Source organism: Methyloceanibacter sp. (assembly GCF_049590335.1).
GTDB lineage: Bacteria > Pseudomonadota > Alphaproteobacteria > Rhizobiales > Methyloligellaceae > Methyloceanibacter.
Genome location: NZ_JBAWCQ010000083.1, coordinates 40,413 through 51,921 on the forward strand (window position 1 = coordinate 40,413; position 11,509 = coordinate 51,921).

General features: G+C 63.2%; 12 protein-coding genes and 1 pseudogene. 6 read left to right on the plus strand and 7 right to left on the minus strand.

Going from position 1 to position 11,509, the window contains the following annotated elements:
* Positions 1–62 precede the first annotated feature (62 nt).
* The gene (locus WBQ77_RS06555) at positions 63–392 is read left to right on the plus strand and encodes a hypothetical protein (RefSeq protein ID WP_424042092.1); all 330 of its coding nucleotides are present in this window, start codon (positions 63–65) and stop codon (positions 390–392) included.
* Positions 393–449: 57 nt separating this feature from the next.
* Here WBQ77_RS06555 and WBQ77_RS06560 read toward each other — a convergent pair whose 3' ends face one another.
* Positions 450–1,256 (minus strand): tRNA1(Val) (adenine(37)-N6)-methyltransferase, encoded by an 807-nt coding sequence (locus WBQ77_RS06560; RefSeq protein ID WP_424042094.1) that lies wholly within the window; start codon positions 1,254–1,256, stop codon positions 450–452.
* Positions 1,228–1,461 (minus strand): DUF2007 domain-containing protein, encoded by a 234-nt coding sequence (locus WBQ77_RS06565; protein ID WP_424042128.1) that lies wholly within the window; start codon positions 1,459–1,461, stop codon positions 1,228–1,230. The genes WBQ77_RS06560 and WBQ77_RS06565 overlap by 29 nt, the downstream gene beginning before the upstream one ends.
* Before the next feature lie 117 nt (positions 1,462–1,578).
* On the opposite strand from WBQ77_RS06565, the gene WBQ77_RS06570 reads away from it, so the two are divergent.
* Positions 1,579–2,595 carry a polyprenyl synthetase family protein gene (locus tag WBQ77_RS06570; RefSeq protein WP_424042096.1) on the plus strand — a complete coding sequence of 339 codons (1,017 nt, stop codon included), beginning with the start codon at positions 1,579–1,581 and terminating at the stop codon, positions 2,593–2,595.
* Positions 2,596–2,608: 13 nt separating this feature from the next.
* Here WBQ77_RS06570 and WBQ77_RS06575 read toward each other — a convergent pair whose 3' ends face one another.
* The 3 genes from WBQ77_RS06575 to WBQ77_RS06585 form a co-directional block, all read right to left on the minus strand.
* A complete protein-coding gene (locus WBQ77_RS06575; protein WP_424059464.1) occupies positions 2,609–3,547 on the minus strand; it encodes a 4-(cytidine 5'-diphospho)-2-C-methyl-D-erythritol kinase in 939 nt (312 codons plus the stop codon).
* Positions 3,548–3,577: 30 nt separating this feature from the next.
* Positions 3,578–5,341: a tetratricopeptide repeat protein gene (locus tag WBQ77_RS06580; protein ID WP_424042099.1), complete on the minus strand. Its 1,764-nt coding sequence runs from the start codon at positions 5,339–5,341 to the stop codon at positions 3,578–3,580.
* 159 nt (positions 5,342–5,500) lie between these two features.
* Positions 5,501–7,162, minus strand: a complete 1,662-nt coding sequence (locus WBQ77_RS06585; RefSeq protein WP_424042100.1) for an electron transfer flavoprotein-ubiquinone oxidoreductase — start codon at positions 7,160–7,162, stop codon at positions 5,501–5,503.
* Between the two features lie 113 nt (positions 7,163–7,275).
* Here WBQ77_RS06585 and WBQ77_RS06590 point away from each other — a divergent pair, with 113 nt between their 5' ends.
* Positions 7,276–8,103 (plus strand): uracil-DNA glycosylase, encoded by an 828-nt coding sequence (locus tag WBQ77_RS06590; protein ID WP_424042103.1) that lies wholly within the window; start codon positions 7,276–7,278, stop codon positions 8,101–8,103.
* A 40-nt stretch (positions 8,104–8,143) separates the two neighbouring features.
* Positions 8,144–8,698, plus strand: a complete 555-nt coding sequence (gene moaB / locus WBQ77_RS06595) for a molybdenum cofactor biosynthesis protein B (RefSeq protein ID WP_424042105.1) — start codon at positions 8,144–8,146, stop codon at positions 8,696–8,698.
* Position 8,699: 1 nt separating this feature from the next.
* Here the strand turns inward: moaB and WBQ77_RS06600 are convergent, their stop codons facing one another.
* Positions 8,700–9,341 carry a TIGR04282 family arsenosugar biosynthesis glycosyltransferase gene (locus WBQ77_RS06600; protein ID WP_424059466.1) on the minus strand — a complete coding sequence of 214 codons (642 nt, stop codon included), beginning with the start codon at positions 9,339–9,341 and terminating at the stop codon, positions 8,700–8,702.
* A gap of 17 nt (positions 9,342–9,358) precedes the next feature.
* Positions 9,359–10,048: a TIGR04283 family arsenosugar biosynthesis glycosyltransferase gene (locus WBQ77_RS06605; protein WP_424042108.1), complete on the minus strand. Its 690-nt coding sequence runs from the start codon at positions 10,046–10,048 to the stop codon at positions 9,359–9,361.
* A gap of 111 nt (positions 10,049–10,159) precedes the next feature.
* On the opposite strand from WBQ77_RS06605, the gene WBQ77_RS06610 reads away from it, so the two are divergent.
* Both WBQ77_RS06610 and WBQ77_RS06615 read left to right on the plus strand, forming a co-directional pair.
* Complete coding sequence (locus WBQ77_RS06610; RefSeq protein WP_424042109.1) at positions 10,160–11,281, plus strand: PA0069 family radical SAM protein; 1,122 nt, start codon at positions 10,160–10,162, stop codon at positions 11,279–11,281.
* Between the two features lie 138 nt (positions 11,282–11,419).
* Positions 11,420–11,509: pseudogene (locus tag WBQ77_RS06615) on the plus strand (ribonuclease HII); the annotation flags it as partial.

The window sequence follows — 11,509 nt, forward strand, 5'->3', positions numbered from 1 at the left end:
CCTTTTTCTCACGACCGAGGAACTGAGGCGCCGCGCGAGGCGCCGGAACAGAGGTAAGGACCATGCTGAAAACCACTCTTCTTGCAGCTGCCGCGCTGGTGGCCTTCGGGGCAACCGCCGCTTATGCGGGCCACGATGGCGGTCGCTATCGTGGCGGCAAACACGGCGGCTACGAGTACAATTACAAGCCCCGCCCCCATGCCGGCCATCGTCGCCACCATCCCGGCCGGTATGGTGCGCGCCACTCGCACCGTTACGGCCCGAACCGGTTCGACTATCGCGGGCGGGCTTACTGCCACTACGCCCCGCGCAAGGTCTCCATCAACGTCTGGGACCGCCGGGGAAATCCCTATCGCAAATGGGTTGGGAAGGACGTGAAGGTCTGCGCCTAGCAGGTCTTCGAACGCCCGGCTTCCTCCCTAGCCCCGCTCGCAACTGGGCGGAAGCCCCTAAGATCCGGGCGGCTCGAGTAGAAGCGCCGCCCCGGCCCGCAAGACGGCTTCGGCTTCGGGGGTATAGGCGCCTCCCTCCTCATGCAGCACCAGTCCAGGCAGAAGGCGCGCGGCCGCGCGGCTGTTCTTCCGACCCTGGACGATGACGCGGCTGGCCGGGAGCCCGCGCTTGGGAAAGAGCGGATAGATCGACAGACCGCCGAACCGGTCCTTCAGCACGTCCAGAAGCGGGCTCAGATAATCGGCGCGATGAATCAAGGTCAGTGTCGCGTTCGGCCCGGCCATGGTCGTTAGGAACCGCACCCAGCGCTCCAACTCGCCCTCCGGCATCACATGCGCATTCGCACGCGATGCGTCTGGCGCCACCCGGACCGAGCCTTCGCCGTAGAAAGGCGGATTGGCCATGACCTTGTGGTAGCCTTCGCGAATGAGCCCAGCGCCGCTCAATGTTTTGGCGGGCGCGGTGAGATCCGCCTCGATCGGTCGGAAACAGTCGCCAAAACCGTTCCGTTCCGCATTTCGAAGCGCCAGCGCGCATTGGCCCGAGTCGATTTCGACGCCGGTGACATCGGCCCCCGGAACGCGGGCCAGAAGGCAAAGCCCCGCGGTTCCCGCGCCGGTCCCTGCATCCAGGACCTTTTCGCCTGCTTGCGCCGGTACGGCGGCGGCGAGAAACACCGCATCGCTGCCGCCCCGATGCCCGGACCTGTGCTGAAGAATTTCGATCCGCCCGCCGAGGAACGCATCGGCGGTCGTATCGGGCTCGCTGGAGCCGCTAGGACCTATTGTCGCGCTCGAGATCATTGCCTACGCCAGCCTCGGTCAGCAGCGTGCGTGCCTTGTCGACGGAAATTTCCTCAACCAGCACGCGCTGCGGCAGGACCCCGATAGACCCTTCCATCACGCTCATATTGGTGTCGAGCACCGTAAACGCGATTCCCGCTTCTTTGAGGAGTGCGCTCACAAATGAGACGAGCACGGGATCGTTCGACCGTATTAGTTCTTTCATCGCGACAACCGCTCCAGACATGCCGTCGGCGCCTTCTTCTTCAATTCGGGCCGCGGACAGTGCTATAAGCCCTCCGCACAGGAGGAAACGAAACCCCCCACAAGAGGAGACTGGCCTGTGGGCATCGTCGTCAAGCTTTCCGACCCGCGCGAACCCAGCGCAAGCCTCGCCCCGCTCTTCGCGCTTGTCGAGGAGGACATGGCCTGTGTCAACCAGATCATCCTGGACAAGGCACGCTCCAATGTCGACTTGATCCCCGAGCTCGCGCGGCACCTGATCGATTCAGGGGGAAAGCGCCTGCGCCCGATGCTGACCATCGCCGCCTCAAAGCTGTGCGGATATGAAGGCGATGGCCACCAGCGGCTCGCGGCCTCCGTGGAGTTCATGCACACGGCAACGCTGCTCCATGACGATGTTGTCGACGAAAGCAACCTCCGCCGAGGCAAGACCACGGCCAGACTGTTGTGGGGCAACGAGGCCAGCGTCCTCGTCGGCGACTACCTGCTGGGTCAATCCTTCAAGATGATGGTGGATGTCGGCTCCCTGGGCGCACTGCGCATTTTGTCCGATGCGGCAGCGATCATTGCCGAAGGCGAGGTGATGCAGCTCATCACCGCGAACAACACCGACACCACCGAGGACGACTACCTCGCGGTCATCGAAGCGAAGACGGCGGCCCTGTTCGCGGCGGCGTCCGAAGTGGGCGCGGCGATCGCCGAGCGCCCGAAATCGGAAGCCGCGGCGTTGCGGTCCTTTGGGCGCAATCTCGGCGTCGCCTTCCAGCTTGTGGACGATGCCCTCGACTATTCGGGCGAGCAGTCGGAGCTCGGCAAGAGCGTCGGTGACGATTTCCGCGACGGCAAGATCACATTGCCGGTCGTACTGAGCTACCGCCGGGGCAGCGCCGAGGAGCGAAAGTTCTGGGAGCGGACGGTGAAGCAGGGCGAAATCGGCGACGACGATCTCAAAACGGCTGTCGATTTGATCGCCAAGAACAATGCCCTGGCCGACACGATGGAACGGGCGCGCCATTACGGCGCGATCGCCCGTGACGCGCTGGCCATCTTCCCGGATGGGGACGTCAAGTCTGCCCTGCTCGGTGCAATCGAGTTTTCTGTGAGCCGGCCGTTCTAGCTAACGGCGGCCCTCAGGCCGTCAGGGTCTTCCGGGGGTCTCCAAGGATCCCGGCAGTGATCCACCAATCCGGCGCTTTCTCTGCAAGCACGATCGCAGCCCGCAGCGCCTCGCGCGGCGTGGCGAACACAGCAAAGCAGGTGGCGCCGGAGCCCGACAGCCGGACGAGTCGGGCGCCTTTCAGTGTCTCCAGCTTCGAAAGCACCGTCCCGACCTCGGGCGCCAACCGGCGGGCGGCGGGTTCCAGATCGTTGCCGCGAACCGATGCATAGGCGATCAGTGCTTCGAAGCTTCCGCCGAAATCCTGCGGCGGTGTCGCGTCTTGGGGCGCATCAAGCGGTTCGGCGCCGAGTGCCCCGTAGACCGCGGACGTTGAAAGTTCCACGCCGGGATTGGCCAGCACAACGCCGCATTGCGGGAAGCCCGATACGGCGGCGACCACTTCGCCGCGGCCGGTCATTAATGCAGGTGCGCTACGCAGGCAGACCGCGACATCGGACCCGAGTTCAGGGGCGATTACGCCAGCCCCTGTCGCCAAGAACGCGCCATCACCGGCCTCAATGAGCAATCGGAGCGCGGCGGCGGCGTCGGCGGACCCGCCGCCGAGACCCGCCGCGACGGGGAGCGTTTTGACGAGCTTGAATGTCCCAGGGGTCAGTGCGGGGACGGACGCGCGTGCCGCTTCAGCGGCCTCCAGAATGAGGTTCGCACCGTCCAGCACACCGGCAAAGGGCCCCTCGATCTCAAGCGCGAACGCATCGGGCGGCATAGGCGCGCCGGCACCGCGAGCCACAAGTCTAGGCCCCGGGGAAACGTGAGGGGTGAATTCTACCGTATCGCCGACACCGGCAAAAGCGACAAGGCTTCTCAACTCGTGGAAGCCGTCGCCACGCCGGCCCAAGACCTCAAGTGTGAGGTTCAGCTTGGCCCAAGCAATGTCCCGAAATCGCATATCGCGATGTGACGTATCGCGAACCGGCCTCTATTGCGAGGTGTTCTGTTTGGGCTCAACAGATTCCGACGCGGACTTGGTCGCCGTCTCCTCTTCGAGTCCCGACGCGATCTTCGTGTTCAGTTTCTCCCGCAGGTCGTCTTCCGGCTCCAGCGACAGCGACTGCTGCCACTGATATTTGGCCTCAACCTGACGGCCCACACGCCAATAGACATCGCCCAGATGGTCATTGATGATCGGATCGTCCGGGCGCAATTCGACCGCCCGCTCCAGATACTCAACTGCCTTCGGCATGTTGCCCAGCCGGTAATGGGCCCAGCCCAGACTGTCGACGTAATAGCCGTCGTCCGGCTTCAGGCTCACAGCCTTGCGGATGTAATCCATGGCCTGTTCCAGATTCAAACCCTGATCGACCCAGGAATAACCGAGATAATTTAGCACCAGCGACTCGTCGGGATTTAATTGGAGGGCCTTGTTGAAGTCGGCCTCGGCCGCAGGCCAATCCTTCAGCCGCTCGTTACAGACGCCGCGCGAGTAAAAGAGGGCCCAGTTGCGCTTGGACGGCTTGTCGACCAGGCTGATCGCCTTCGTGTAGTAGTCGCGCGCCTCTTCATAATGCTCCTTGGAACGGAGGATGTTTCCGAGCGCATCGAGCGGGCGGACATCATCCGGGTTCTTGGCGATGATGTCATTGAGCAGGGCCTTCGCCTCATCGATGCGCTCGAGCGACGTCAGTGCAAACGCCTTCTGAATCTGCACATTCACCCAAAGCGGAGACGATCGGGGAATGGCGTCGAAGGCCGCGATCTCGGCCTCGTACTTCTTTGCCGCCGAGTGCGCCTCCGCAAGCGCGATCTGGGCGAGCGGAAAGTCGGGCTGCAGCAGGAGCGCGAATTTCAGATAGATGACGCCCATCTCAAGACCGCCCTCGCCGGCCACGGCGTCACCGATCCCATAGAAGACCTCGGCGAGGCCGTCTGTCGGATTATCCGCAATCAGCTCCGGTCTGCCGCCGCTCTCGATCTCTTCCAGCAGGGCCTCGGTCATGGGATGCGGCGCCGTCTTGGCCATGTGCATTTTAAGCGTCGCGATCGCCAAGTCCTTCCGATTACTGTTGACGGCATGACGCGCAAAGGCGTCGGCAATCCGAAGCGTCGTGGGGCTTCGCTTGAAGGCAGCGTCATACGACTTACTCGCAAGCTGATGCCGCCCGGCTACGTCGGCGATCAGCGCCCGATGGTATCGCTGATAGTATTGCGCCCAGTCCGCGTTGCTCAGGCGGTCCAGCGCCTCGAACGCTTTCGAATGTTCGCCGTCGGCTTCCTGGACCCAGGCGCGCGCCAGCGTGGAGGCGAGATCGGCGATGGGGCCCTGCCGCGCGGCCGCGAAATGCACATCTGCCTTTTTGTAGTCTCCGCGCTGGAACGCTTTGATGCCCAGTAGGAATTGCGCGAAGCGGTGCGAGGGCTCGACCTTGATGAGCTCATTGGCAAGCTCGCTCGCACGATCCCAATGGCCGGCACGTGCTTCCAGCAAAAAGGCCTGTTCGAGAATGGCCTCGTTGGCCGGATCGCCTTCCAAGGCCTTAGTGTAAAAATCGGCCGCCGCGTCCGTGTCGCGGTTCTGGCGTGCCATGCGGCCCGCAAGGTAGTTGCCGAGAAGGGTTCGGGCGCCCGGATCGTCAGGCTTTGGCGCCGCGACCTCCGAATAGGCGGCCGGAGCCGCGAAAATCGCGATCAAGAGGGCCGCGCGCAGGGCCCATTTTCCCACACGCCCGCTATCGGCATTCGTCATATCGTCGGCCCGGCTTTCGCCGCCCCAAGCTTGTTGTTCCAAAGTTATCGGACAGGCTAAGCGCTTTGTCCTTTGATGAAAACTATATTTGGGTTCAAAGGCGGCGCGTTTGTGGCCCAATCAATTGAACCACATGAGCATTCCGTAATGTTGACCGCGCTACATATTGGCGTAGTTGGGTCCGTCGCCGCCTTCCGGCACGACCCAGGTGATGTTCTGTGCCGGGTCCTTGATGTCACAGGTCTTACAGTGCACGCAGTTTTGCGCGTTGATCTGGAAACGCACTGAACCGCCTTCCTCCACGACCTCGTAGACATTCGCGGGGCAATAGCGCTGCGCAGGCTCGTCATAATGCGGCAAATTCTGCTCGACCGGCACATTGGGGTCCGCCAGCGTCAGATGCACGGGCTCGTCTTCGTCATGGTTGGTATTGGATAAGAACACCGAGGAGAGAATGTCGAAGGTCAGCTTGTTGTCGGGCTTCGGATAGTCGATTGGCTTCGATTTCGCGGCAGGCCGCAAGCTCGCATAGTCGGGCTTATTGTGCTTCAGCGTGTGGCCGAGGAACGGCAGGATAGTATTGAGCCACATGTCGATTCCGCCGAGAAGGAGGCCGAGCCGTGTGCCGAAACGCGACCAGAGCGGCTTCACGTTACGGACCTTCTTCAGCTCCTTCGCCATCGCGCTGTCTTCGAAGGCATGAATGTACTCCAGAAGCGTGTCCCGCGACCGCCCCGCTTCCATGGCCTGGAATGCCGCATCGGCCGCCATCATGCCCGACAACATAGCGTTGTGAGACCCTTTGATGCGCGGCACGTTCATGAAGCCCGCGCCGCAGCCCACAAGCGCGCCGCCGGGGAATGCAAGCTGCGGAACAGCCTGCCACCCGCCTTCAGTCAACGCACGCGCGCCATAGGCGATGCGCTTGCCGCCTTCGAGATGGTTGGCAATGACTGGATGCGTTTTCGAGCGCTGAAATTCTTTGAACGGGTTGAGATAGGGGTTGGCATAGTCGAGATGGACGACGAAGCCAACCGAAACCAGGTTATCGCCGAAATGGTAGATGAAGGACCCACCGCCGGTATTGTTATTGAGTGGCCAGCCCATGGTGTGCTGCACGAGACCGGGCCTATGGTTTTCGGCCGGTATCTCCCAGAGCTCTTTCAGGCCGATGCCGAATTTCTGCGTGCCGCTATCTTCGTCCAGGCCGTATTTCTCGATGAGCTGCTTGGTCACCGAACCGCGCGCGCCTTCGGCGAAGAACGTGTATTTCCCGAGGAGCGCCATGCCCGGCGTATAGCTATCCTTGTGGCTACCGTCGCGTGCGACACCAAGATCGCCGGTGATCACACCCTCGACCGCGCCGTCCGCACCGATGATCGCGTCGGCCACTGCGATGCCCGCATAGACCTCGACCCCAAGCCCCTCCGCCTTCTGCCCAAGCCATTTGGTGAGATTGCTGAGGCTGCCTGCATAGCAACCGTGATTGCTCATGAGCGGCGGCATGAACAGGTTGGGCATCCGGATCTCGCCCGCTTCACCGAGATAGTAGAACAAGTCCTTGGAGACCACGTCTGTGAGCGGCGCGCCTTGCTCGCGCCAATCGGGGATGAGCGCGTCGAGCCCCACGGGATCGATCACCGCGCCCGACAGGATATGGGCGCCGATCTCAGAACCCTTTTCCAGGACGACGACGGAGATCTCTGTGTTCTTTTCGGCCGCAAGCTGCTTGAGCCGGATCGAGGCCGAGAGCCCCGCGGGCCCGCCGCCGACGATCACCACATCGAACTCCATCACGTCCCGTTCGACCTGATCGCTCATCTCAGCCCTTTCTGTTCTGATGCCGCACCGTGCCGCGCCCACGACGAAATTGGTGCTAAAGTTATTTTTGTTGCCTTGAACTGACAAATATCGGATCGGCCCTGCCCACGCAAATGAGTGAAAGCGCCGCAAATCAAGCTTCTGGCCTGCTTGCCTGGTACGCAGCCATGGGCGTGGACGAGGCCATCGGCGATGCGCCGGTGGACCGCTTCGCGCAATCCGCCGCCCCGCCACCACCGAAGAATTCGGCCAAGAGCGCTCCCAGAAACGCGCCCAGAAACGCACCCAAGACGCCGCCCAAGACCCCTCCAAAGGCGCGGCACGCGGCTCCGGCTCCGGCTCCGGCAAATGCGGCGGCGCCAGCGCTCGACGGGATCAAGACGCTTGCCGAACTCGCAGAAGCCGTGGCGGTCTTCGAGGGCTGCCCGCTGAAGCGGACAGCGAAGACCACTTGCTTTGCGCGCGGGAGCGAGGAGGCCAAGCTGATGCTGATCGGCGAGGCCCCCGGCCGCGACGAAGACCTGCAAGGCAAACCCTTCGTGGGCCGTGCCGGCAAGCTTCTGGACAAGATGCTGGCTGCGATCGGGCTGGACGAAACTTCGGTCTACATCACCAATACGATCTATTGGCGCCCGCCCGGCAACCGCACGCCGACCCCGCAGGAAATAGGATCCTGCGCACCGTTTCTCGCCCGGCAGATCGAATTGCTGGAGCCGGAGGTGATTGTGCTCCTGGGCGGCGCGGCCGCGAAGTCCATGCTCGAAACCACCGAAGGCATCATGCGCCTGCGCGGCAAGTGGAAACTATATCACGCGAAAGAACGCGACATCCCGATGCTTGCGACGTTACATCCGGCCTATCTGCTTCGCTCCCCAGAGGCGAAGCGCCATGCCTGGCGCGACTTGCTCGTGCTGAAGGCAAGACTGGACAAGCTCCCATAAGTCTGGAGAACGCCGCTCAGAGGCTAGAGGAAATCGTACTATGAGTGCCCGCATCGACCCCACCCGCCCGTTCATCCCGTTGCGCCTGGCCGTGCTCACCATCTCCGACACGCGCACGCCCAAGACGGACAAATCCGGACCGCTACTGGTGCAGATGATCGAAGAGGCCGGCCACATCGTCGCCGATCGCATGGTCGTGCCGGACGACCGGAGGTCTATCCGCAAGGCCGTGAAGAGATGGGTGAAGGCGGGCGGCGTCGACGTGGTCATCACCACGGGCGGAACGGGCTTCACCGAGCGCGACGTAACGCCCGAGGCCGTACGCCCGCTCTTCGACAAAGAGATCGACGGATTCTCCGTGCTGTTCCATATGCTGAGCTACCAGACCGTTGGCACGTCCACGGTGCAATCACGCGCCTGCGGCGGACTCGCCAAGAAATCGCTGATCTTCTCCGTACCCGGATCGCCCGGTGCTTGCGAAGATGCCTGGAACGGCATCCTCAAACTTCAACTCGACAACCGCCACCGCCCCTGCTCCTTCGTCGAGCTGCTGCCCCGCTTCACCGAGGGCAAAAAAAAGAAGAAAAAAAAGTAATTTACCCTCTTGGAGCCGTCGCCCACACCGCATTGCCGAACCCGCGCTTGAGGTGGCCGAAGTCTTCCGCCGTGTCGACGTCGCTCAGCGTGTCTGTCAACGCGACCGTTCTGCCTTTGAGGTTGTCGCATGTGGCGGTAAGGGCATGGTCGGTCGACCAGGGCACGCCATCAAACGGCGACAGCCGCCCGGGTCTTCGTCTGAACCCGACCAGCCAGTAACCGCCATCCTCCGCCGGGCCGAACACAGCGTCAGCGCGGCCGAGACACCGGAAGGCCTCGGCGATATGGGTAGGGCAAATAGCGGGAATGTCGCTGCCGACAAGGACAGCGGGCCCGGGAGGCATCGCATCGAACAGGCGCTGCATGCGCGCACCGAGATCGCCCTCACCTTGCGGAATCCGCGTCACACGTGGCCAAAAGGGCTCGCGCAGCGCGCGATCGGGCGAGACCGCCAGATAGGTCTGCCAGCGCGGATCGGCGCCAAGTCTCATGAGCGTATGGCGCAGCGTGGTCCGGTAGAACCGCGTGGCCGCAACGGTGCCGATCCCCCGCGCAAGACGCCTCTTTACGGCGCCCGCGCGTGGCTGCTTGGCCATGACGATGAGACGCGGCGCAAACGCGACGCGACGCGTGGGTGGCACGCTAGGCATGTCCGGCGTCAATCATAGAGGCGGGCAAGCACGCGCGGCGGGACGCGCAAAAGATACAGAAACATCAGTCCGATATTGCGGCTACTGCGCATCAGATAGCCGTCATCGTGGTAGCGCCTGGCGCTGGTCACCGCCCGCGTCTTGAGCCCGTAAAGCTCCCGGCGCTTCAGCCTGCGGACAAGGTCCACGTCCTCCATCAAGGGGAGCGGCTGGAAGCCGCCGAGCCTTCGATAGTGCGTGCGCGAAATCAATAGACCCTGATCGCCATAGGGGAGCGAGAACAGCCCGCAGCGCAGGCCGACCATGAGCTCGATCAGACGGGGCATGAAGCCTTCGTCGTCGAGCGCGAATCGGAAATAGGCGGCCGCGAGCGGGCGGCGGCCAGTCTCGATGCGCTCGATGAAGTTCGCGGCCTCGGTGGCCCAGCCGGGCTCAAGAACCGTGTCCGCATGAAGAAAGAGCAGCCAATCGCCCTTCGCGACCGCCGCCCCCGCCTCAAGCTGGATTCCCCGGCCTCGCGGTGCCTGGACCAGATGAGTGCCCGCCGCATCGGCGATCACATAGGTATCGTCCGTCGAGCCGCCATCGGAGATGATAGCCTCCTGGACGATGCCATCGACCACCGCGGGCACGAGCGCCGACAAGGTCGGAACGAGGGCACGCTCGGCATTGAACGTTGGGATTACGACTGAAATCATCGGCTGGACTATAGCGGCTCCCCCCTACGCGGCAATCGCCGCAAGGGATTCGAGCCATGCCGGCGCCCTCATGTTCTTGATTTGTTCTTATGCCTTGCCTATATTGCGTGCATGAGCATTGCCATTCGAAAACCGAGCCGCGATGAGAGCCTGCCGCATGAGGCGGGCGGCATCGCGTATGGCCGCCGCCATGGCCGGGGCGCCCAAACCAACCGTTCAGGGCACTTCGAGCCAAAAACCTATGAGCCGGTGGATGACGGCTGGGAGTCTCAGGGTGACTTGGAGGCACTCCGGACCGAGGTTCAGGAGGTCCCTGCCCGCCGCATCATCACCAAGAACGAATCCCCGGATATCGGCTTCGACCGGTCAATCAATCCTTACCGGGGTTGCGAGCACGGATGCATTTATTGTTTTGCCCGCCCGACCCATGCGTTTCTCGGCATGTCGCCCGGCCTCGATTTCGAGACGAAGCTGTTCGCAAAGACCAATGCGGCGCAGGCGCTGGAGCGCGAAAGTGCTGCGCCCGGCTATGTGCCCCGCATAATCGCGATCGGATCGAACACCGATCCCTATCAACCCGTGGAGCGGCGCTACCGAATCATGCGGCGCATTCTCGAGGTCTTGAGCGCCAACAACCACCCGGTGGGGATCGTCACCAAGTCGGCGCTCGTGTTGCGCGACCTCGATATTCTGCAGTCCATGGCCGAGCGCGGTCTGGTGAAGGTGGCGCTGTCGGTCACCACGCTCGACGGCAAGCTGGCCCGGGCCATGGAGCCGCGCGCGAGCACGCCCGACAAAAGGCTTGAGGCCGTCGAGACGCTCGCGCGTGCCGGCGTCCCCGCCTCCGTCATGGTCGCGCCGGTTGTGCCGGGCCTCACGGATGCGGAGATCGAGCGCATTTTGGAGCGCGCCTCCGCCGCCGGCGCCTGTGAGGCAGGCTACATCCTACTGCGGCTGCCGTTGGAGACCGGCGATCTCTTCGTCGAATGGCTCAGAGCCAATTGCCCGGACCGCGCAGACCGCGTGCTGTCCCTGATGCGGCAGACGCGGGGCGGCAAGCTCTACGACGGGCAGTGGCAAGGCCGCATGGAGGGCGATGGCCCCTATGCCTGGATGATCGGCCGGCGTTTTCAGATGGCCGCTGAACGGCTCGGCCTCGACAAACCCCATACGTTGCGGACCGATCTCTTCACGCCGCCCACCCTGCCCGGCCAGCAGCTCAGCCTGCTTTAGAAGCTTTTCCACAACGCGTGCTGCGGCTCCGCACGCGAACGGTTGCGCGAGGGCCGAGGTTCGTCGGACAGTTCCGCCATGGAACCCTTACCCCGGCATGACTCCGGTTATCCGAATTTCGATCTCGAGACGGAGATGATGGATCTCCACCAGGCTCCCGTGGCGGGAATCGACGAGGCTGGGCGCGGGCCATGGGCCGGACCCGTCGTCGTCGCCGCAGTCATTCTG